Annotated in this window: 18 protein-coding genes; 9 read left to right on the forward strand and 9 right to left on the reverse strand. The window is 59.3% G+C overall.

Features of this window, described 5'->3' with window-relative positions; translation table 11 throughout:
• Window positions 1-87: 87 nt before the first annotated feature.
• Window positions 88-2,229 carry a polyribonucleotide nucleotidyltransferase gene (gene pnp, locus KUV39_RS14490; protein WP_037302597.1) on the reverse strand — a complete coding sequence of 714 codons (2,142 nt, stop codon included), beginning with the start codon at window positions 2,227-2,229 and terminating at the stop codon, window positions 88-90.
• 314 nt (window positions 2,230-2,543) lie between these two features.
• Between pnp and KUV39_RS14495 the strand changes: the two genes are divergently transcribed.
• A complete protein-coding gene (locus KUV39_RS14495) occupies window positions 2,544-4,139 on the forward strand; it encodes a methyltransferase regulatory domain-containing protein (protein ID WP_222460104.1) in 1,596 nt (531 codons plus the stop codon).
• Between the two features lie 80 nt (window positions 4,140-4,219).
• On the opposite strand, the gene rpsO is transcribed toward KUV39_RS14495, so the two are convergent.
• The 6 genes from rpsO to rbfA form a co-directional block, all read right to left on the reverse strand.
• Window positions 4,220-4,489 carry a 30S ribosomal protein S15 gene (gene rpsO / locus KUV39_RS14500; protein ID WP_008561536.1) on the reverse strand — a complete coding sequence of 90 codons (270 nt, stop codon included), beginning with the start codon at window positions 4,487-4,489 and terminating at the stop codon, window positions 4,220-4,222.
• Window positions 4,490-4,700: 211 nt separating this feature from the next.
• On the reverse strand, window positions 4,701-5,738 hold the full coding sequence (locus KUV39_RS14505; RefSeq protein WP_222460105.1) for a calcium-binding protein: 1,038 nt from the start codon (window positions 5,736-5,738) through the stop codon (window positions 4,701-4,703).
• A 114-nt stretch (window positions 5,739-5,852) separates the two neighbouring features.
• On the reverse strand, window positions 5,853-6,371 hold the full coding sequence (locus tag KUV39_RS14510) for a DUF1643 domain-containing protein (protein ID WP_222460106.1): 519 nt from the start codon (window positions 6,369-6,371) through the stop codon (window positions 5,853-5,855).
• A 63-nt stretch (window positions 6,372-6,434) separates the two neighbouring features.
• A complete protein-coding gene (gene truB, locus KUV39_RS14515; RefSeq protein ID WP_222460107.1) occupies window positions 6,435-7,340 on the reverse strand; it encodes a tRNA pseudouridine(55) synthase TruB in 906 nt (301 codons plus the stop codon).
• A gap of 81 nt (window positions 7,341-7,421) precedes the next feature.
• Window positions 7,422-8,189, reverse strand: a complete 768-nt coding sequence (locus KUV39_RS14520; RefSeq protein WP_336512826.1) for a phosphodiester glycosidase family protein — start codon at window positions 8,187-8,189, stop codon at window positions 7,422-7,424.
• The gene (gene rbfA / locus KUV39_RS14525) at window positions 8,186-8,581 is read right to left on the reverse strand and encodes a 30S ribosome-binding factor RbfA (protein WP_008563212.1); all 396 of its coding nucleotides are present in this window, start codon (window positions 8,579-8,581) and stop codon (window positions 8,186-8,188) included. Before rbfA ends, KUV39_RS14520 begins: the two co-directional genes overlap by 4 nt.
• A 126-nt stretch (window positions 8,582-8,707) precedes the next feature.
• On the opposite strand from rbfA, the gene dapB reads away from it, so the two are divergent.
• Entirely contained in the window at window positions 8,708-9,529 is an 822-nt protein-coding gene (gene dapB, locus KUV39_RS14530; protein WP_046211805.1) for a 4-hydroxy-tetrahydrodipicolinate reductase, read from the forward strand.
• 43 nt (window positions 9,530-9,572) lie between these two features.
• On the opposite strand, the gene KUV39_RS14535 is transcribed toward dapB, so the two are convergent.
• Entirely contained in the window at window positions 9,573-9,767 is a 195-nt protein-coding gene (locus KUV39_RS14535; protein ID WP_222460108.1) for a DUF1674 domain-containing protein, read from the reverse strand.
• Between the two features lie 88 nt (window positions 9,768-9,855).
• Here KUV39_RS14535 and KUV39_RS14540 point away from each other — a divergent pair, with 88 nt between their 5' ends.
• From KUV39_RS14540 to KUV39_RS14570, 7 genes are all read left to right on the forward strand, one after another.
• Window positions 9,856-11,118, forward strand: coding sequence for an RsmB/NOP family class I SAM-dependent RNA methyltransferase (locus KUV39_RS14540; protein ID WP_222460109.1), 1,263 nt, complete (start codon window positions 9,856-9,858; stop codon window positions 11,116-11,118).
• Window positions 11,119-11,261: 143 nt separating this feature from the next.
• On the forward strand, window positions 11,262-13,004 hold the full coding sequence (locus KUV39_RS14545; RefSeq protein ID WP_046211722.1) for a heparinase II/III family protein: 1,743 nt from the start codon (window positions 11,262-11,264) through the stop codon (window positions 13,002-13,004).
• 23 nt (window positions 13,005-13,027) lie between these two features.
• Complete coding sequence (purH, locus tag KUV39_RS14550; protein WP_008561913.1) at window positions 13,028-14,617, forward strand: bifunctional phosphoribosylaminoimidazolecarboxamide formyltransferase/IMP cyclohydrolase; 1,590 nt, start codon at window positions 13,028-13,030, stop codon at window positions 14,615-14,617.
• A gap of 99 nt (window positions 14,618-14,716) precedes the next feature.
• Entirely contained in the window at window positions 14,717-15,199 is a 483-nt protein-coding gene (lspA, locus tag KUV39_RS14555; RefSeq protein ID WP_046211720.1) for a signal peptidase II, read from the forward strand.
• A 53-nt stretch (window positions 15,200-15,252) separates the two neighbouring features.
• Complete coding sequence (locus tag KUV39_RS14560; protein ID WP_222460110.1) at window positions 15,253-15,771, forward strand: DUF3035 domain-containing protein; 519 nt, start codon at window positions 15,253-15,255, stop codon at window positions 15,769-15,771.
• 368 nt (window positions 15,772-16,139) lie between these two features.
• Window positions 16,140-17,462: a M16 family metallopeptidase gene (locus KUV39_RS14565; RefSeq protein WP_046211804.1), complete on the forward strand. Its 1,323-nt coding sequence runs from the start codon at window positions 16,140-16,142 to the stop codon at window positions 17,460-17,462.
• Window positions 17,459-18,778, forward strand: a complete 1,320-nt coding sequence (locus tag KUV39_RS14570) for a M16 family metallopeptidase (RefSeq protein WP_222460112.1) — start codon at window positions 17,459-17,461, stop codon at window positions 18,776-18,778. The genes KUV39_RS14565 and KUV39_RS14570 overlap by 4 nt, the downstream gene beginning before the upstream one ends.
• A gap of 77 nt (window positions 18,779-18,855) precedes the next feature.
• On the opposite strand, the gene KUV39_RS14575 is transcribed toward KUV39_RS14570, so the two are convergent.
• Window positions 18,856-21,192 (reverse strand): aldehyde dehydrogenase family protein, encoded by a 2,337-nt coding sequence (locus KUV39_RS14575; protein WP_222460113.1) that lies wholly within the window; start codon window positions 21,190-21,192, stop codon window positions 18,856-18,858.
• Window positions 21,193-21,197 lie beyond the last annotated feature (5 nt).

Below are 21,197 nucleotides of genomic sequence, written 5' to 3' on the forward strand. Positions count from 1 at the left end.
TTGCAGCAAGCCGTCCAGTCTGGCCATCCAGCAAAAAGCCCCGGTGAAACACCGGGGCTTTCTCTTTTTCAGAAGCAAGAGGAGGGATTAATCCGCTTTCTCTTCTTTCTTTTCGGCTTTGATTTCTTCGCCGGTTTCCTGATCCACAACCTTCATGGACAGGCGAACCTTGCCGCGATCGTCAAAGCCCAGCAGCTTGACCTTAACTTCCTGGCCTTCCTTCAGAACATCCGAAGGGTGGTTCAGGCGGCGGTTTTCGATCTGGGAAACGTGTACCAGACCATCGCGTTTGCCAAAGAAGTTCACGAACGCACCAAAATCGACGATTTTCACGACCTTGCCGGTGTAAACTGCGCCTTCTTCCGGCTCAGCCACGATCGAATGGATCATGTCGTAGGCCTTCTGGATCGCAGTGCCGTCAGCGGATGCAATCTTGATCACGCCGTCGTCGTTGATGTCGACTTTCGCGCCAGAGGTTTCCACGATTTCACGGATGACCTTGCCGCCAGAGCCGATTACTTCACGGATCTTGTCGGTCGGGATCTGCATGGTTTCGATGCGCGGCGCGTGTACGGAGAACGCATTGGTTTCCGACAGGGCCTTGGACATCTCGCCCAGGATGTGCATCCGGCCGTCCTTGGCCTGGGCCAGGGCTTTTTCCATGATCTCAGGGGTGATGCCTGCGACCTTGATGTCCATCTGCAGCGAGGTGATGCCGTTTTCAGTGCCTGCCACTTTAAAGTCCATGTCGCCCAGGTGGTCTTCGTCACCCAGAATGTCGGACAGGATCGCGTAGGAACCGTCGTCTTCCAGGATCAGACCCATGGCGACACCGGCAACAGGTGCCTTCAGCGGAACGCCTGCGTCCATCATGGACAGCGAGCCACCGCAAACCGACGCCATCGAGGAGGAGCCGTTCGATTCGGTGATCTCGGACACAACGCGGATGGTGTAGGGGAAATCGGTCGGTGCGGGCAGAACAGCCTGCAGTGCACGCCATGCCAGTTTACCATGGCCGATTTCACGACGGCCGGGCGAACCAACGCGACCAACTTCACCAACCGAATAGGGAGGGAAGTTATAGTGCAGCAGGAAGTTGGATTTGAAGTTGCCGTGCAGCGCGTCGATGAACTGTTCGTCATCGCCGGTGCCCAGGGTCGTCACTGCCAGCGCCTGTGTTTCACCGCGGGTGAACAGGGCGGAACCGTGGGTACGGGGCAGCATGCCGGTTTCAGAAACGATCTGACGGACTGTGGTGGTGTCACGGCCGTCGATGCGCTTGCCGCCTTTGACGACGTCACCGCGCAGGATGCCTGCTTCCAGCTTCTTCATCGCGGAACCGAGGTTCGCGTCCTCCAGCTGCTCTTCGCTCAGAGCTGCCTTGATGGTTTCACGAGCAGCTGCAACAGCGGCGGTGCGCTCTTGCTTGTCGGTGATCGCAAATGCTGCACGCATTTCGGTTTCACCAGCGGCTTTCACCGCTTCGTACAGCTCGGAGTAGTCCGGTGCCTGGAAATCGAACGGCTCTTTTGCGGCTTCTTCGGCCAGCGAGATGATCAGGTCGATCACCGGCTGGATCTGCTCGTGTGCAAAGTTCACCGCACCCAGCATCTCTGCTTCGGTCAGCTCGTAGGCTTCCGATTCCACCATCATCACGGCGTTCTTGGTGCCGGCAACAACCAGATCCAGACGCTGTTCAGGGTTCAGACGCAGATCCTGCATGTCGTCGACGGTCGGGTTCAGGACGTATTCGCCATCGGTGAAACCAACACGTGCGCCAGCGATCGGGCCCATGAACGGCGCGCCAGAGATGGTCAGCGCAGCGGAGGCAGCGATCATTGCAACGATGTCCGGGTCATTGACCAGGTCGTGGCTCAGCACGGTGCACATGACCAGAACTTCGTTTTTGAAGCCGGGAACGAACAGCGGGCGGATCGGACGGTCAATCAGGCGCGCGGTCAGGGTTTCTTTTTCGGTCGGGCGGGCTTCACGTTTGAAGAAGCCGCCGGGAACCTTGCCCGCAGCGTAGTATTTCTCTTGGTAGTGCACGGTCAGCGGGAAGAAGTCCTGACCAGGCTTTTGTTCCTTGGCAAACGTCACGTTTGCCATAACCGAGGTCTCGCCCAGGGTGGCAATCACTGTGCCATCAGCCTGACGGGCGACCTTGCCGGTCTCCAGTGTGAGCGTCTCTTCGCCCCACTGCATCGATTTCTTAGTTACGTTGAACATCTGTCGTATCCTAAAAGGGAGCGCTCCCGGCCCTCCGGGTCTCCCGTTTGCGTGGCGGCCCCATTGCCGCCGGCCCAATCTATCTTTCTTCGCGTGCCAGGGCCTCGGCACATCGTCTCAGATGGGGGGCGCATACAGGATTTTTCCACAGATTGAAAGGAAAAGCGCCGGCGCGGGTTCAGCGCGTGCGCCGTTGATGGGGCGATTTCCTGACAACTTTGTGAACTGCGAAGCCGTTAACGGGATCATCAATAAATTTAGCCAAATTGCTGATCAAAAGGGCGCATGCCCTCATCAGCAGCAGAAGGTGCTAAATGAACGACTGGACTTCCGGCTATGTAGCCGAAATTGGCTATACCTACGATTTCTTCCATGCGATGACGCCAACCCGCATGGGGCTTGCGGCCCTGTCAAAGGGGGTCCAGCATCCGTTTGGTCGCGAAACATTCAGCTACTGCGAGCTGGGCTGTGGTCAGGGGTTCACGGCCAATGTGATTGCAGCAGCAAATCCGCACATTGACGTACATGCGATGGACTTCAATCCAGCACATATTGCGGAGGCGCGGGCGCTGGCCGAACAGGGCGGCGTTCAAAATGTCCACTTCTATGAGCGCTCGTTTGCGGATTTTGCAGGCTCTCCCGGTCTGCCGAGCGAGTTTGACGTGATCGCGCTGCATGGCATCTTGAGCTGGGTTTCACGGGACAATCAAAAGTTGGTCTATGATTTCATCGCCAAACATCTGAAACCGGGTGGTGTGGTCTACGCGAGTTTCAACACTCAACCAGGGTGGGCGGCGGCGATGCCAATGCGTCGGATCCTCACCGACCATGCCGAGCGCGGAACCGGCCCGCTTGAAAAACGGATTGATGATGCCATTGCCTTTGCCGAAACCCTACGCAAATCCGGCGCAGATTTTTTCGCTTATAACCCAGATCAGGTGACCCGACTGACCAAGATGCGGGCTATGCCTCGCAACTACCTTGCACATGAGTTCTTCAACAAAGACTGGACGCCGTTTCATTTCGCTGATGTCGCGGCAGACATGGGGCAGGCCAAGCTTGACTACTTGGGTGCGGCCAACCTGCTTGATCAGATGGATGAGCTGTGCATGAGCAAGGCGCAACTTGAGATCCTTGATAACGAATGTGATCAGGTCCGACGTGAATCCCTGCGTGATGTCATGCTCAACGAACAATTTCGGGCAGATTTGTTTGTGAAAGGCGGCGTTCCGTTTACCGAACGGGGGGCTGTTGGCGCGTGGTTTGCTACGCCATTTGCGCTGGCGCGCCGTTATTCTACGGGCCCGGTCAAGATGACGTGGCGCGGGCTGGAGGTCGACATGACAGGGCTCGACTATGATCCGGTCCTGCAGAAACTCTCCGAGGGTCCGGCGACCGTACGCGATTTGCTCGCGCAGGGGCTCTTTGGTGCGATGCAGTGGGCTGATATCACCCGGATGATGAAATATCTTGTCGGGGCGGGCTTTATCGTTCCTTGCCTGCCGTTGGACGGCATTGCAGAGCGGTCTGAAGGGTGTCGTCAGTTCAATCTGGCGGTTTGCAAACAGTCCGAGGAAACCCAGAAGCTGTCGTTCCTTGCATCACCGGTCACCGGTGGCGGCGTGGCGGTTGACCGGATGGAGCAGCTGTTCCTCCTTGCGCGCAGTGAGGGGCATGAGACCCCGGAAAGCTGGGCGCTGTTTGCCTGGCAGATCCTTGCACCCCAGGGGCAGCGGTTGGAACAGGACGGAAAAGTGCTTGAAACGGCGGAGGAGAACATCGCCGTCTTGCAGGTCCGGGCACAATCATTTGCAGCCCGCCGGGTGCGTATTCTGGAGCAATTGGGGATTTCGCTCCAGCCGATCGCGACGGAACAGGAGGCCTCTGTTGCCTCGAGTGCAGCAGCCTAAGCAGGGCAACCAGGCCTCCAAAGAAGAAACGCCCGCTTCCATGGAAGCGGGCGTTGTCTTTGACCGGTAAACCGACGCGATTAGCGGCGGATACCCAGGCGCTTGATCAGGTCCTGGTAGCGGGCCACGTCTTTGGCTTTGGTGTAGTCCAGCAGCTTACGACGCTGAGCAACCATCTTCAGCAGACCGCGACGACCGTGGTTGTCTTTTTTGTGGGTCTTGAAGTGCTCGGTCAGGGTGTTGATGCGCGAGGTCAGGATTGCAACCTGGACTTCCGGGGAACCGGTGTCGCCTTCTTTGGTTGCGAATTCTTTCATCAGGCGTGCTTTTTCTTCAGCAGTGATCGACATCGGGGTCTCCTTTAAAGGTTTGTGTGAATGGCACAGGCCGGGATGTCGTCCAGCGCAGGCCCATGGAGGTGTCCTCCGCTGCGCCGCGCTCGTGTGAAAGGGCGGACCAGCTTTGGAACAAGACGCGCATATATGCAGATTCTGAAAGAAACGCAAAGAGAATCGCGTAGGCGATCCGTGCCGCAGGTGCCGCCTACATCTGGCTGTGGTTTCAGCTGGGGTTTGCAGGCGCATCCCCAGCCAGGCCCAGGTTTGCCGCCTGATCCTGATCCAGAAGGGTTATGTCAGATGCCTGGAGAGTGTCGGGGCCGATAACAACCACCGCTTCCTGCCCATCAATCGAGATGACGTGGCTGTTTGTGCTGCCCTCTTGCAGCTTGACTTCCACCCTTGGTGTTGTGTTGCCGTCATGATCCCAATGGAGAGCCAGTTGGTCCTCGCCGGGTTCAAAATCAATCAGCTCCAGCTGAGTGGTGGTCTCATCAGAGTGATCCGGATCCGTCACCCGCGGTTCGATGGTTGTTTGGGCAAATACGATATGATCGGCGCCTTGGCCTCCTGTGACCACATCGTTTGCTCCAGCGATGATCGTGTCATTGCCCTCGCCGCCGTTTAGATAGTCCTTTTGGGCACCGTCGTCGCTGCCGTTCAGCAGATCGTCGCCGCCTCCACCAAACAGGCTATCCTGATCGGCGCCCCCACTGATATTGTCGCCCCCGTCATTGCCGTGTAGCGCATCTGCACCGCTGCCACCTGTCAACGTGTCCTGCCCAACGCCACCGTGGGCCACGTCGTCGCCTTCGTCGCCTGAAAGGTGGTCATTGCCGAAATGGCCGTAAAGCGTGTCAACGCCATTGCCCCCATTGATCAGGTCATTGCCACCCTCGCCGTGCAGCAGGTCGGAATTGTTGCCACCGGAAAGGGTGTCATCCCCTGTGCCGCCAAACAGTCTGTCATCGCCGTCGTCGCCCGCCAGATCATCATTGCCGCCATATCCGTTTAGCTGGTCGTTGCCTCCTAGGCCCTGTAGGCGGTCGGGCAGTTCTGTTCCGGATAGGTGATCGCTACCGTCGCTTCCAGTGATCAGGAATTCTTCCATCGGAATGGTTGGCTGCTCGGCTGGGGAATTGTCTGGCGCGTCACGGTCCTGGGTATCGTCATCAGTGTCGGATGGGGTAGCGTCAGCCTCGTCAAACAGGAGAAAGCCCCCAACGGCAGCCATTCCCAGCAGTGCGGCCAGCATCAACATCAGACGCCCCTTTGAGCAGATGGATCACAGGCCGTCATCCTTGCACACGTCATAGTTGCAATCAAAACAAACGGAGAACATTGGTTAGCAGAGCGTTGCTACGTTGTGCTTTGGCTAGCTGTGTGGATGATCCCAAAGCTCAGGCTGCTGCGCATAGCGGATGTAGAGCGGATGTTTGGGATGACCTGCCTTGCTCAGCCCCAGATGAAACAGGGGCTTTCCCGCCCCCGCGAGGCGATTGGCGACCGCAGCGCCCTGATCGCGAAAGGCGCCGTGGGTCCCCCAAGCACAGATAACCTGATCTGCCCAGGCCGCACCGTTGAGGATCGCATCGAGATTATCGGGTCCGATCGGATCATCAGCCTGTTTCATGTCGCGGGGATCGGTCGCGCGAAAGGCAAAAATATTGGTGGCGCAGAACCCACCAAACCCAAGCGTCCGAGCCCGCCGTTCACAGCGCTCAATCGTCGGGTCGTTCTGTACTTCGGTTGCGGTGGAGGGATTGAGCATCACAAACATCACCCGATCGCCCGCAGCATCCCAGATGCGGGTCAGGCTGTATCTGTAACGCTCACAGTCCGAATAGACTGCGGTCGATGGGGCATCGCCCTTGGTGTGGGTACGTGTGATCATGGCATCCGTGGTGCCGGTCTGGTACCCGGCTGTCAACTCGGGGCCGGGCCAAACACGGGCATGTCAGCCGACAAACACCCGACTTGGGTGCAGTTGACCGGATTTGTACTGACCCACAGCGACTGCTTTCCCCTCGTAAGAGGCCCAAGCCTCTTCGCCGTATTCCACATCCGAAGCCAATACCATGCCGGGGTTGCCGTTGCGCAGTTTGCTGGCCCCTTCCGGGGTACAGGTCAGTTCCGGCAGGTCGGCTAGCCCTTCTTCGAGCGGGCGCAGATAGGTGTCGAGCTCGGGGGATTTCGCAAGGTCGTCCAGCGTTTCAAGGCTGATCCCGTCCTCCGCATCAAATGGACCAGACCAGATGCGGCGCAGGCATTTCACGTGAGCGTGGCATCCCAGCGCCTCGCCCAGATCGCGCGCGATGGAGCGGACATAACCACCCTTGCCGCATGTCATTTCCAGCACGACGTGATCGGGGTCGGGGCGATCGACCAGAATCAGCTCTTCGACCCACAAGGGGCGTGCAGCGAGTTCGATCTCTTCCCCGTCGCGTGCAAGCTTGTAGGCGCGCTGGCCATCAACCTTGACCGCCGAAAATTTCGGTGGGACTTGTTGGATCTCTCCCAGAAACGGCAAAAGCGCGTCCTTGATGGCATCATCACTGGGCCGGTCACTGCTTTCGGCGATGACTTCGCCTTCGGCGTCGTCGGTATTGGTCGCCTGACCAAGGCGCACGGTAAAGGTATAGGCCTTTAGGGCGTCAGTGATGTAGGGCACGGTTTTTGTCGCCTCTCCCAGGGCAACAGCCAATACGCCAGTTGCCTCTGGATCAAGTGTGCCCGCATGGCCTGCTTTCTTAGCGTCAAAGGCCCAGCGTACCTTGTTTACGACAGCTGTGGACGTCAGCCCCGCAGGTTTGTCGACTACCAGCCAGCCGGAAATATCGCGCCCTTTGCGTTTGCGTCCCATGTCGTACCCCGATCGTGCGTCTATGAGTGAGAGGCGGGCGAGTTAGCCCAGCCTCGCTGGCCTGTCAATCAGCCAGCTACATCAGTTGGTCGCGTCGTCGGCATCCGGGTTGTCCGTTGCAGGCTCCACTACTCCCACAATTGGCCCCATCATGAAGCCGGCATCGCTTCGGTTGATCTGGGGCGCGTGCAGACGTGAGATGTTGCCGTCAAAATAGAGCGCATTTGGCAGGTTCAGTTCATCCCGGAACAGACGCCCGAATTGATGAAAGGTCACGGCATTGCGCGAAATGGCAAAAACCACCCGCTGGCCATCGGCGCTGGTGCCGACACCATTGCGAATGAAATACGACGTCGAATCGGGCAAGAACCGGGGATGCAATTCCCCATCAATGACCAGCATCGGGCCCGATTGCGTTGCATAACGGCAATCAGGCTGTGTGGCATCGAATGTCAGGGTTTCAATCACATCGGTCCGGGTGTCACCGATGCAAAACACTCCGTTAGGCAGTAGGCCGAAATTTCCAGGACCTGGGTTTGTGACCAGCCGCATCTCTTCTGTGTCACCATCACGGTAAAGCCCAACCGGTGAGCGGTCGCGGTGATACATGCCCGCGTTGGTCGCAAAGCTCAGCACTTTGCCCCGGTTGTTCAGATCGTCTTCGAGGGTGGAGAAATGCCCGTAGATCTGGCCATCCCCGTCTCGCAGAAACAGCTGCAGCTTGTCCTGGGCAGCGTCGACTTCGCAGATTGTGTAGCGGTTCCCGTCATAGGCGATGTCGCGGCAATCCACCGCTGCCACTGGTGCGGCCCAAAGGGCCAGCACCACGGCCACCGCCCGTGCGATCACTGACCGGTGTCGCGGCGCACCGCGTCCTGGGACAGGATGCGGCGGGTGTCATCCATCCGGTCAAAGGTCTCGTCCAACTGGAAGCGCAGTTCGGGCGTGAACTTCAGCCCCAGCTTTTTTCCGATCATCCGGCGCAGCTCGCCTTTGTTGCGGGCCATCAGCTTCAGGATCTCGTCCTGTCCCTTGCCGCCAAGCGGCAGCACGTAGGCAGTCGCGATGCGCAGGTCAGAGGTCACGCGCACCTCGCCGACGGTGATCGACATGCGGTTCAGATCCGGGTCATGAATGTCGCCGCGGGTGAAAATCTCTGACAGCGCACGACGAATCAATTCGCCGACGCGAAGCTGCCGTTGGGAGGGGCCTGCGCCCTCATTGAGTTTGTTCTTAGCCATACCTTCGATGTATGCCGAAAGCGGGGCTTTGCCAAGCGCAGCGCAAGCGGGTAGGAGAAATCCAGCACAGAGATCCGGGCAATGGTCCGGCAGAACCAAGCGCAGAACCAAGCAAGGAGCGATCCGATGGCAGAGACCAGCACCGACATTCCCGGCATCGTGGTGACAGGGGCCTCCGGGCGTATGGGCCAGATGTTGATCCGCACAATCCTCGATAACCCGTCTGCCCGGCTGGTAGGTGCGGTCGAACGCAGCGGTCATCAGTGGGTTGGACAGGACATCGGAGCCGCCATGGGCGGGGCCGAGGTCGGCGTCACCGTCACAGATGATGCACTAGAGGCATTCTCCAAGGCTCAGGCTGTGATCGATTTCACCGGCCCGGAAGCCACGCTTGCCTTTGCCGACCTTGCTGCGCAGGCCCGTGCCGTGCATGTGATCGGAACCACGGGCATGAGCGACGAACAGATCGCACAATTGGAACCGGCATCGCGTCATTGTGCACAGGTGCGTGCCGGCAACATGAGCCTTGGTGTGAACCTCCTCGTGCAGCTGACCAAGAAAGTTGCTGCTGCACTGGATGAGGATTTCGATATCGAGGTCATCGAAGCGCATCATCACCACAAGGTTGATGCCCCATCTGGTACCGCCCTTATGTTGGGTGAAGCTGCGGCCGAAGGGCGCGGTGTCAGCCTGTCAGAGGTCAGTGACAGCGGGCGCGACGGTATCACTGGCGCGCGCAAGCGTGGCGATATCGGCTTTAGCGCAATCCGCGGCGGTGACATCGTGGGAGAGCATGACGTGCTGTTTGCTGGTCAAGGTGAACGGATCGTTTTGCGCCACCTCGCCACAGATCGCGCGATTTTTGCGCGTGGCGCGGTCAAGGCCGCGCTGTGGGGCCTGGGCAAGGAGCCCGGTCAATACGACATGGTGGATGTGCTGGGGCTCTGATCAAGTCCCGCGATATAGATTGGGCGGCCTCTGCTGAGGCCGTTCAGAAATCGATGGCGATGCCTTTTTTCTCCCAGTCGCCATAGCGCGCGGGGTCCGGGCCGTCTCGCCCACCCAGTTCCTTTGGTTGGGACTGACGCTCTGCTTCTGCGGCCTTGCGTCGTTCTGCAGCCTCTGCCAGGGCGCGCTGGGCGGCGGGAGGCAGGTTTTCGATGTTGGATATATCAGCGTCGCTCATGCCGGGTTCCTTTGTTCACGTTCTATGATATACGCCCGCGTCCGCTGGCGACAACCCATGCCGCCGCTGCCCGCATCAGGAGACGCCAATGTCCAATGGAACCCACGCCCGCCGCCGTGCCATCTACCTGCTGGATCAGGTCTTGGGAGAGGGCAGGCTGCTGTCGGAATGTTATGCAGCAGGGGCCTTGGACAAACTCGCCCCCGAAGATCGCGCCCGTGCGCAACGGCTCGCAGCCGATACCCTGCGCAATCTTGAGAGGGCTGACCGCGTTCTGCAAAAACACCTCAAGAAATCGACGCCGCTGATGGTGCACAACGCATTGCGTATCGGAACGGTTGAACTGTGTCAGGGCGGTGCTGCACACGGTGTGGTCAACGAGATGGTCAACATCGTTGCAGCGCACAAACGCCATGGCAAGCTGAAGGGGCTGGTCAACGCGGTCCTGCGCAAGGTGGCAGACCAGGGGCCGGCAGAATGGGCCAAATTGCGGGTGCCGCGCCTGCCCAAATGGCTGCGCAGTCCGCTATCGCAGGCTTGGGGGGCTCCGGCAATGCTGGAGATCGAAGCCGCACATGCGGCTGGTGCGCCTCTTGATCTCACCGCGAAACCGGGGGTGGATCTGTCTGCTCATGATGCGGTGAAGCTTCCCACGGGGTCCTATCGCCTGCATGGGTCCGTGCAGGTCTCTAACCTGCCCGGTTTTGCAGAAGGCAATTGGTGGGTCCAGGACGCCGCCGCTGCCCTGCCGGCGCAGTTGCTCGCGGCCAAACCGGGAGAGAAGGTGCTTGATCTCTGCGCCGCTCCAGGGGGCAAAACAATGCAGATGGCTGCCTCGGGGGCTGATGTGACGGCGGTGGACCAGTCCGAGGGCCGGATGGCGCGGCTCCGGGAAAACCTGGAACGGACAGGCCTGAGCGCGACAGTTGTGGTCGGCGATGCGCTGGAAGAGACCGGCCAATATGACGCCGTGCTTCTGGACGCGCCGTGCTCTGCGACGGGCACCATTCGCCGCCATCCGGATTTGCCTCATGCCAAGGACGGCAGCGGCTTTGGCGAATTGATCGAGTTGCAGGCCCAGATGCTTGCCCACGCCTGGAGCCTCGTGAAACCGGGAGGGCGCCTGGTTTATTGCACCTGCTCACTTCTGCCGGACGAGGGAGAGTGCCAAATCGAGGATGCACTCGACATGTTCCCGGACATGCAGGTTGGTGAAGGGCTGCGTAATCTGGCCGGTATCGATCCTGCCTGGATCACCGAGGAGGGGGGGCTGCGTCTGCGACCGGACTACTGGCCGGAGCTTGGCGGCATGGATGGTTTTTACTTGGCGGAGCTGCGCAAAGCCTCCTGAACGATTGGGCTGCCGCCAGTGGGTGGCGGCTTGTTGCCTCTGGAAACAAGAGAGTGCCGCATTATCGGTGACTTGGCGCATTTGCGTCGCTATGCTCAGGCCAAAACGCCCCGGACCATTCCAACGGCGTGAGGCAAGAGAGCATGTCCAGATACGACAGAATGGCGCGGCGTGGCACACGATTGCTGAACCGCTACTATGCAAGACGCTCCCGGCGCCAGCCGGGCGCGACAGAATTTGTGTCTCAGCCAGAGCCGCGCACGATCGGCAGTTTTGCAAGGGGTCGCCAGTTGGTGGCCGGCAACCTTTTGTTTGCGGGCTATCTGGTGGAATCGCCAACCACCGCACTCTGGGATGTGGCGGCTCCGGATGTGGCATTTGATGCCGAGCGGCACGGGTTCGCCTGGTTGGATGATCTTGCTGCTGTCGGTGACTTCAAGGCGCGGGAAAAGGCGCAGCTGTGGGTCTGGGGCTGGATTGATGCCTATGGCACTGGCAAGGGGCCGGGTTGGTCTCCGGATCTCACCGGGCGCAGGGTGATCCGCTGGATCAATCATGCGCTGTTCCTCTTGTCTGGCCGCACGTCTGTTCAGTCGCAGGCTTTCTTTCAGGCATTGTCGCGGCAGACCTGGTTCTTGTCCAAGCGTTGGCAGGGGGCGTCTCCCGGCTTGCCAAGGTTCGAGGCGTTGACTGGGCTGATCTATGCAGGGCTTGCTTTGAAGGGGCACGAGGATCAGGTGGATCCCGCGCTGAAGGCTCTGGCCGAAGAATGCGCAAGCCAGATTGACGAGCAGGGGGGCTTGCCTACGCGCAACCCCGAAGAGCTGCTGGAGGTTTTCACACTTCTGACCTGGGCGTCAGCGGCCCTGGTGGATGCAGGGCGCGGCGTGCCAGCCGCACAGACACAGGCGATCGAACGTATTGCCCCAACCTTGCGGACTCTGCGCCACAGCGACGGCGGGCTTGCGCGTTTCCACGGAGGCGGGCGCGGATTGGAAGGTCGCTTGGATCATGCGCTTGCAGCCAGCCATGTCACGTCGCGCCACGCCGATGGGCTGGCGATGGGCTACGCACGGCTGTCGGCGCGTCGCACCTCGGTGATCATAGACGCTTCTGTACCGCCAAAAGGACGCGCATCCTGGAATGGGCATGCCTCGACACTTGCGTTCGAGCTGACATCCGGACGGCGACCGTTGATTGTCAACTGCGGGTCGGGGGAAACGTTTGGCGTTGAATGGCGCCGCGCCGGTCGGGCGTCGCCGTCTCATTCGACCTTGTGTATTGAAGGGCATTCCAGCGCTCGCCTGTCTTCGCCGGAACGCGGCAGCGGTCATGAGATCATGGTCGAGGCACCGGACACCGTGCCGCTGGAAGTGTCGGATCTGGAAGACGGCTATCGCTTTCAGGGCGGGCATAATGGCTACGAACGTCTCTTTGGCCTGACCCATGCTCGCACATTGGAGCTGGCCGTGGACGGTCGGGGACTGGCAGGCGAGGACATGCTGCTGGCGATAGATACCCGAAACAAGCGCCGCTTTGACAAGGCAATGGATGCCCAATCTTTGGGCGGAGTTGGGTTCGACATCCGGCTACATTTGCACCCTGATGTGGACGCGGCTCTTGACTTGGGCGGCGCAGCGGTATCCATGGCGCTCAAGAGCGGGGAAATCTGGGTGTTCCGTCATGATGGGACCTGCGAACTGAAGCTGGAACCCAGTGTCTACCTGGAAAAGACCCGCTTGAAGCCGCGTGCGGCAAAACAGATCGTTCTCTCCGGGCGGGCAATGAACTATGCAACGCGCATCCGGTGGACGCTCAGTAAAGCGCAGGAAACTGCCGTTGCCGTGCGAGACCTGAACCGGGACGACCCCGCGTTAATCGACTGAGCCTGAAAAGGACCTGCCCTGCCATGACCGACCTTCACCCCGTACGCCGTGCGCTGCTTTCCGTATCCGACAAGACCGGCCTGATTGATTTGGGCAAGGCGCTGGCTGCGCGTGGTGTTGAATTGCTTTCAACCGGTGGTTCTGCCAAAGCGCTGCGTGATGCAGGGCTGACCGTGAAAGACGTCTCCGACGTGACAGGATTTCCGGAGATGATGGACGGTCGCGTCAAGACCCTGCATCCGATGGTGCATGGTGGTCTGCTGGCCCTGCGGGACAACGACACCCATGTCGCTGCGATGAACGAGCACGGCATCGGCGCCATCGATCTGCTGGTGGTGAACCTCTATCCGTTTGAGGCGGCGTTGGCACGGGGCGCAGACTATGACGAGATGATCGAAAACATCGATATCGGCGGTCCGGCGATGATCCGTGCGGCATCGAAGAACCATCTGTTTGTGAACGTTGTGACCGACGTGCAGGACTACGAGGCGCTGCTGGCTGAGCTGGACGCAAATGACGGCCAGACAACATATGCCTTCCGTCAGCGCCTGTCGCAGATCGCCTATGCCCGTACCGCAGCCTACGACGCGGCAGTGTCGAACTGGATGGCGACGGCGATTGAAGAGAAGGCCCCGCGCCGCCGTGCCTTTGCCGGTGAATTGAAACAGACCCTGCGTTATGGTGAGAATAGCCACCAGCAGGCAGCGTTCTATACCGACGGGACCAACCGTCCGGGTGTCGCGACGGCTGTCCAGCTGCAGGGCAAGGAACTGTCCTACAACAACATCAACGACACTGACGCGGCCTATGAACTGGTGGCGGAGTTTGACCCGGCCGACAGCGCCGCCGTGGCGATTATCAAACACGCAAACCCCTGTGGTGTGGCGAAAGGTGCCACCTTGGTCGAGGCCTATCAGAAGGCGTTTGATTGTGACCGCACATCTGCCTTTGGCGGCATTGTCGCTCTGAACCAGCCGCTGGATGCGGCAACCGCGCAGAAAATCGTCGAGATTTTTACCGAGGTGGTGATCGCACCTGGTGCTTCGGATGAGGCAAAAGAGATCTTCGCCGCCAAGAAGAACCTGCGCCTGCTGCTGACCGATGGTCTGCCGGATCCGCGCAAGCCCATCGTGGCCTACAAGCAGGTGGCAGGCGGTGTGCTCGTCCAGGACAAGGATGTTGGTTACGTCGGCATGGAAGACCTGAAAGTGGTCACTGAAAAGGCACCCACAGATGCGCAGATGCAAGATATGCTGTTCGCGTGGAAAGTCGCCAAACACGTCAAATCCAACGCAATTGTCTATGTGAAAGACAACGCGACCGTCGGGGTTGGTGCAGGTCAGATGAGCCGCCTGGACAGCGCCAACGTCGCAGCTGCAAAAGCTGGTCGCATGGCCGCCGAGCTGGGCCTCGAAGAAAGCCTTGCCAAAGGTTGCGCCGTCGCGTCGGATGCGTTTTTCCCGTTTGCGGACGGCTTGTTGGAAGCGGCCGCAGCAGGTGGTGCCTGCGTAATTCAGCCGGGCGGTTCTATGCGCGACGATGAGGTGATCAAGGCGGCAAACGAAAAAGGCCTCGCGATGGTCTTTACCGGTATGCGCCACTTCCGCCACTGATCGCTGAGTGAATGAACAACGGGCCGGGCAATTCATTGCCCGGCTTTTGCATATAGAGCCCCGATAGGGGCAGACGGGACGAGGCAAAAGGAAGTGGGTATGCGCGCGAAGATGATGGTCTGGGCAGCAGCACTGGCGCTGATACTGGATCAGCTCAGCAAATATCTGGTGATACAGGTTATGGATCTGCCCAGTCGCTTCTCCGTTGACGTTTTCCCGCCTCTGCTGCGGTTCCGCTACGGGGAAAACACCGGCATCAATTTTGGTCTGTTTGGCGGCGGGACGGATACGACACGATGGATCCTCATTGGTCTGTCACTGGTGATTTGTGTTGCCCTGGTGATCTGGATCCTGCGTTTGCCTGCACAGGCGCGCGCCATGCAGATTTCTGCGGGCCTGGTGATTGGCGGCGCTTTGGGGAACGTCGTGGATAGGGTGATTTTTGGCTATGTGCTCGATTTCCTGAATATGTCTTGCTGCGGCATCAACAATCCGTTTGTCTTCAATGTCGCGGACATCTTTATTTTTGCAGGTGCGGCCGGGCTTATTCTATTTGACGGGCGGCATAAAAACCCTGCGTGACCTCACGCGGCAAATGCGATAAACAGCCTTTGAACAGGCAGGAGTGACGGGTCATGCGGATCCATTTTGGTGTTATTGTTTTGATGGGTGCTCTGGCCGTTTCTGCCTGCGGGCAAAAAGGTCTACGTGATCTGCGACCCTCTGGCACCGGGCCGGACGAATTCCTGATCTTGCCAAGCAAGCCACTGGAAGAGCCGACAACCTATGACAGCCTGCCGGCACCGACACCGGGCCAGGGCAACCTGACCGATCGCAATCCTAAAGGTGAAGCCGTTGCCGCGCTTGGCGGCCGCGCGTCTGCTCTGGTTCCGGGGGAAGGTGTGCCAGCATCCGACGGTGCCTTGGTTTCTGCGGCAAGTCGTTATGGCGTCGATCCCAATGTGCGGACCGATCTGGCCGCTTTGGATGCAAAAAAGCGCAAACGCGAAAACCGCACTGCGCGCTTCAAGCTATTCCCGGTGGATCGCTATCAGGAAGCCTACAAACGCGAGGCAATCCGCCCCGACGAGGTCAATGCACTGTTCCGCCGGTCCGGTTTCGAAACACCTTCGGCCCCGCCACCGAACCAGTAAAACACCGGTCCGTTTTCGCGCTTTTGCCGCTTGGGGCAGTTCACGAAAACGCCATTCCCCTTGTATAGGGTGTCTTCAAGCGTAGTTTGATTTTAGCCACGCCGATCCTATGTTTCCGGGATCGGACGCCAAGGGTGTGTTGCGTCGCCCGTTCCGGAGTGCAGGGTGCAGCTTGCATGGATAGCTCTGCACCTGTTCTTGCTCCGGTCGTTCGCGGGGCGATGCAGCACTAAGATAATTTGGCCTTTTCCCGGATTGGACGAAGGCCCCTGAAAGGAGATCGCCAGATGATCCAGCGGATCACGCGGGCTGCAGCAGTGGTTGCGACCCTTTTGGCAGTTGAGGCAACCGTGCCTGAAACCGGCCTCATGGTCGCACAGGCAAGGGCCGATAGCGGCGCCACTCAGCCCACTGCCGATGACCTAGTGACCAGTTTCACGCTCGAAAACGGTATGCAGGTGGTTGTCATAGAAGATCACCGTGCCCCTGTAGTGCAGCATATGGTCTGGTACCGGGCAGGCTCTGCTGATGAACCTATCGGCCAGTCCGGTGTTGCGCATTTTCTGGAACATCTGCTGTTCAAGGCAACAGACACGCTGGAGGCGGGCGAGCTCTCGGCAACGGTTGCAGCCAATGGCGGGCGCGACAATGCCTTTACCAGCTATGATTACACCGCTTATTTCCAGCGCGTCGCATCGGATCGTCTGGACCTTATGATGCAGATGGAAAGCGATCGGATGGTCAACATTCGCCTTACGGGACGGGACATCGAAACCGAGCGCGAGGTGATCTTGGAAGAGCGCAACCAACGCACCGACAGTGAACCACGGTCCTTGTTTCGCGAGCAGATGAATGCCGCGCAATATCTGAACCATCGCTACGGTCAGCCGATCATCGGCTGGCGGCATGAGATGGAAGAGCTGGATATGGAAGACGCACTTTCATTTTACGGCACGTATTATGCGCCTAATAATGCGATCCTTGTCGTATCTGGTGATGTGACACCGGATGAGGTGCGCAGTCTGGCCGAAAAACACTATGGCAAGATCCCGGCGAACCCGGATCTCCCGGAGCGTATGCGCAGCCAAGAGCCGCCGCAAACCGCTGCGCGCCGTTTGGTTTACAAGGACGCGCGTGTTGCCCAGCCCTACATGCAGCGCTCTTATCTTGCACCCGAGCGTGACAGCGGGGCACAGGAGCAGGCGGCCGCGCTTTACCTCCTGGCAGAGCTGTTGGGAGGGGGCAGCACATCATATCTGACAAATGCGCTGCAATTCGATCAGCAGGTCGCCGTCTATACCGGTGCATTTTATTCCGGTGTGTCACTGGATGACACGACCTTTGATTTTCTGATCGTGCCTGGCGCGGATGTATCGCTTGAAGAGGCGGAGGCCGCACTGGACGAAACCTTTGCGCGTTTTCTTGAAGAAGGCGTTGATGAAGCGCAGCTAGAGAGGATCAAGCTGCAGCTGCGTGCGTCCGAGATCTATGCGCGCGACAATGTGGATGGCATTGCGAACCGTTACGGTCGGGCCCTGACATCGGGCCTGACGATCGAGGACGTTCAGGCGTGGCCGCAAATTCTGCAATCGGTGACAGCAGACGAGATCATCGCCGTGGCCCGTGAGGTTCTGCGCCCCGAGGTTTCGGTAACGGGCTGGATGATGCGAGACGAAGAGGTGAGCCAATGAAGGCGTTGAAATTCATCAGTGCCGCGCTGGCCCTGTGTTTTCTGGCATTGCCTGTCTGGGCTGAGGTCAAAATCAAGGAAGTGGTTTCGCCCGGTGGGATCACGGCGTGGCTGGTCGAGGATCACAGCATTCCCTTTACGGCGCTGGAATTGCGGTTTCGGGGCGGAACCTCTCTTGATCAGCCCGGCAAACGGGGTGCGACCTATCTGATGGCCGGACTGCTGGAGGAGGGCGCAGGTGGTTTGGCTGCACAGGACTACGCGCGCGAGCTCGAAAGTCTTGCTGCCCGTTTCTCTTATGATGCTGATCGTGACACGGTGTCGATTTCGGCCCAGTTCCTGAGTGAAAACCGGGCGGAGGCCGTTGATCTGCTGCGCTTGACCATTCACGAACCGCGTTTTGATCAGGATGCGCTGGATCGTGTTCGCGCACAGGTTCTGGCGGGTCTGCGCTCTGACGAAAAAGACCCAAATGAGATTGCCAGCCGTGCGTTTTCAAAGATGGCGTTTGGTGATCACCCCTACGGCAGCGAGGGAGAGGGCACCATCGACAGCGTCTCGGCTTTGACCCGTCAGGACATGTTTGATGCGCATGAAGCGGCGTTTGCCCGGGACCGGTTATTTGTCGGCGCGGTCGGCGATATTACGGCTGAAGAGTTGGGTGCGCTTCTGGACGAGTTGCTGGGGGATTTGCCCGCAACCGGGGCTCCCATTCCGGGCCCTGCCGAGGTGGCAATCGATGGTGGGGTTACAGTGATCGACTATGACACACCACAATCCGTTGCACTGTTTGGCCACGTTGGCATCGATCTGGATGATCCGCGCTACTTTGCGGCCTATCTTCTGAACCAAGTTCTCGGTGGTGGTTCCTTCAACAGCCGCCTCATGACTGAGGTGCGGGAAAAGCGCGGGCTGACCTACGGCGTTTACAGCTACTTGGTCCCACGGGATCTGGCGGCTGTCTACATGGGGTCCGTGGCCTCTGATAACAGCAAGATTGCCGAGACCGTGGAGGTCATTCAGACCGAATGGGCGCGCCTGGCGACAGAGGGCGTAACTGAGAAGGAGCTGGCAGATGCCAAAACCTATCTTACCGGCGCCTACCCCTTGCGGTTTGATGGCAACAGCCGGATTGCCTCTATCCTTGCGGGCATGCAGATGGACGACCTGCCGATCGATTATGTCGTAACCCGCAATGACAAGGTGAACGCTGTAACCTTGGAAGAGGTCAATCGGGTTGCTCGTGAAATTCTGCTGCCGGAGAAGCTTCATTTCGTCGTCGTTGGTCGACCAGAAGGTCTGCAGTCGACCAACTGATCACCTCTGGTGAAGGGTATGAAAAGGGCGCGGCCATTGCTGGTCGCGCCCCTTTTATGTTGCCCGGTTGGCAAGATTTACTCGCCGTAGGGGATCCAGATGTTTTTGACCTCGGTCCCGGCTTCGAGAAAGCGACGGGTCTGATCCGTTGACCAGTCCATAGCTGTCGCGTTGTTGACCCAGGTCCGCTTGAGGTTGCCCGCAGACGCCTTTTCAATCTCGGCAGAAAGATCGGTGGAAGAGAAGCTCCAGACTGCATCCAGATTCAGGTGTGATGCCATCGGCGCAGCCAGCTCTGCGTGGCTACCGGTCAAGATATTGACCACGCCAGCAGGGACATCGGAAGTGTCCAGAACCTGATAGAAGTCCGTCGCGGCAAGCGGATAAGCCTCCGACGCGGCCAGGACCACTCGGTTGCCCATCGCCATCGCGGGGGCCATGACGGACACCAGCCCCAAAAGCGGTGCTTCATCCGCGCAGACCGCACCGATCACGCCAACGGCTTCCTTCATGGCGAGTGCCACCCCGCGGATCGGGACCCCGTGCGCCTGACCGTCGTATTTGTCTGCCCAGGCCGCGGCGGTGAACAATCTCTGGATTGAGGCCTCGACTTCATCGGCGCCGGATTTCTTGCCTGTCATGGCGTCGATCCGGTCTGCAAACTCGGCTGCCCGCGCGGACAGGTTCTCTCCGATGTAGTAGAGGATCTGGGCACGCAGGTGGCCAGTCGTCTTCGACCAGGACTTGGCGCCAGCTGCCGCCTCTACGGCGTTGCGCACATCCTTGCGGTTGCCAAGGCCGACATGGCCCAGCAAAGCACCGGATTTGCCGTAGACTGCTTTGGAATAGCCGCCGTCCGGACGCGCCTGTTTGCCGCCGATGTACAATTTTGCGGTGCGGTCGACAGCATCAACTGGCGCGCCTTCACCTGCAAAACCGATGAGCTTTTCCAGTGGTTTCGCCTTTGTTTTGGGCTTGGTGTAGGCGCTGAGACCTTCCCAGCCGCCTTCCCGTCCAAATCCGCTTTCGCGTGTGCCGCCAAAACCAGCCGCCGCGTCAAACAGATTGGTCGCATTGACCCAGACGACGCCCGCAACCAGCTTGGGCGCGATATCAAGCGCCAGGTTGACGTTCTCTGTCCAGACCGTCGCGGCCAATCCATAGCGGGTGTTGTTGGCCAGTTCGACCGCTTCACCCGGCGTACGGAACGTGGTGGAGACCAGAACCGGGCCGAAGATTTCTTCTTGCATCAGCGCATCAGACGGGGCGAGCCCTTCAACCAGCGTGGGCGGATAGAAACAGCCGCCTTCCGGCATGTCGACACGCGCTTGATGCACCTTGCCTGCGGTGTTGGCCGCCACCATTTCGCTGATCGTGTTCAACTGAACAGGATCCACGATGGCACCAACGTCGATGCACTTGTCGAGCGGGTTGCCCACGCGCAGCTTGTCCATGCGCGCGCGCAGCTTGTCGTGGAAGCGATCTGCGATCCCTTCCTGCACCAGCAGGCGCGACCCGGCGCAGCACACTTGACCCTGGTTGAACCAGATGGCGTCGACCAGACCTTCGATCGCGCTGTCGATATCGGCGTCATCAAACACGATGTACGGGGACTTGCCGCCCAATTCGAGCGTCAGCGCCTTGCCGCTGCCGGCCGTTGCTTCACGAATTCTACGACCCACAGCAGTTGAACCGGTAAAGGCGATCTTGTCGACATCGGCATTCACGATCACTTCGCCAACTGCACCATCGCCGGTGACGATGTTCACGACACCTTTGGGCAGGCCCGCCTGACGGCAGATGTCAGCAAACAAAAGCGCGGTCAGAGAGGTGTATTCTGCTGGCTTCAGGACAACGGTGTTGCCCATTGCGATGGCTGGTGCGACCTTCCACGCCAGCATCAGGAGCGGAAAGTTCCACGGAATGATCTGGCCACAAACACCCAGTGCCTCGCGGTCAGGCAGTTCGCTTTCCATCAGCTGGGCCATGCCAGCGTGATAGTAGAAATGCCGCTGTGCGAGAGGGACATCAATGTCGCGGCTTTCGCGGATCGGCTTGCCGTTATCAAGGGTTTCGAGAACCGCAAACAGGCGTGCGTGCTTTTGCATCAGGCGCGCGATGGCATAGATGTAGCGGGCACGCCCTGCGCCACCCAGTGCGGCCCATTTCCCTTGGGCCTTGCGTGCCGCGGCGACGGCGGCATCGACATCGTCCTGGCTTGCCTGGCTCAGCGTTGCCAGGGTCTCGCCATTTGCAGGGTTCTTGCTGTCAAACCCGTCAGCTGGGGAGGTGAACTCCCCATTGATGAAGTGGCCAAAACGGGCCCCTTGGTCGACCAGCCACGCCAGAGCGTCGGCAGCACTTTCAGGAGCGGGGCCATAGTCCATCGTTTCAAAGATCTCTTTTACGGTCATCGCGG

It is taken from the genome of Phaeobacter italicus (assembly GCF_019801785.1).
In the GTDB taxonomy this organism is placed as follows: Bacteria; Pseudomonadota; Alphaproteobacteria; order Rhodobacterales; family Rhodobacteraceae; genus Phaeobacter; species Phaeobacter italicus.

Coding starts and splice junctions, on each gene's coding strand:
- lspA (WP_046211720.1), top strand. CDS start 14,717: ATGCGCGCGAAGATGATGGTCTGGGCAGCAGCACTGGCGCTGATACTG.
- purH (WP_008561913.1), top strand. CDS start 13,028: ATGACCGACCTTCACCCCGTACGCCGTGCGCTGCTTTCCGTATCCGAC.
- rpsO (WP_008561536.1), bottom strand. CDS start 4,489: ATGTCGATCACTGCTGAAGAAAAAGCACGCCTGATGAAAGAATTCGCA.
- KUV39_RS14575 (WP_222460113.1), bottom strand. CDS start 21,192: ATGACCGTAAAAGAGATCTTTGAAACGATGGACTATGGCCCCGCTCCT.
- KUV39_RS14510 (WP_222460106.1), bottom strand. CDS start 6,371: ATGATCACACGTACCCACACCAAGGGCGATGCCCCATCGACCGCAGTC.
- KUV39_RS14535 (WP_222460108.1), bottom strand. CDS start 9,767: ATGAGCGACGCTGATATATCCAACATCGAAAACCTGCCTCCCGCCGCC.
- KUV39_RS14495 (WP_222460104.1), top strand. CDS start 2,544: ATGAACGACTGGACTTCCGGCTATGTAGCCGAAATTGGCTATACCTAC.
- KUV39_RS14505 (WP_222460105.1), bottom strand. CDS start 5,738: ATGTTGATGCTGGCCGCACTGCTGGGAATGGCTGCCGTTGGGGGCTTT.
- KUV39_RS14545 (WP_046211722.1), top strand. CDS start 11,262: ATGTCCAGATACGACAGAATGGCGCGGCGTGGCACACGATTGCTGAAC.
- KUV39_RS14560 (WP_222460110.1), top strand. CDS start 15,253: ATGCGGATCCATTTTGGTGTTATTGTTTTGATGGGTGCTCTGGCCGTT.
- truB (WP_222460107.1), bottom strand. CDS start 7,340: ATGGGACGCAAACGCAAAGGGCGCGATATTTCCGGCTGGCTGGTAGTC.
- KUV39_RS14540 (WP_222460109.1), top strand. CDS start 9,856: ATGTCCAATGGAACCCACGCCCGCCGCCGTGCCATCTACCTGCTGGAT.
- dapB (WP_046211805.1), top strand. CDS start 8,708: ATGGCAGAGACCAGCACCGACATTCCCGGCATCGTGGTGACAGGGGCC.
- rbfA (WP_008563212.1), bottom strand. CDS start 8,581: ATGGCTAAGAACAAACTCAATGAGGGCGCAGGCCCCTCCCAACGGCAG.
- KUV39_RS14570 (WP_222460112.1), top strand. CDS start 17,459: ATGAAGGCGTTGAAATTCATCAGTGCCGCGCTGGCCCTGTGTTTTCTG.
- pnp (WP_037302597.1), bottom strand. CDS start 2,229: ATGTTCAACGTAACTAAGAAATCGATGCAGTGGGGCGAAGAGACGCTC.
- KUV39_RS14565 (WP_046211804.1), top strand. CDS start 16,140: ATGGTCGCACAGGCAAGGGCCGATAGCGGCGCCACTCAGCCCACTGCC.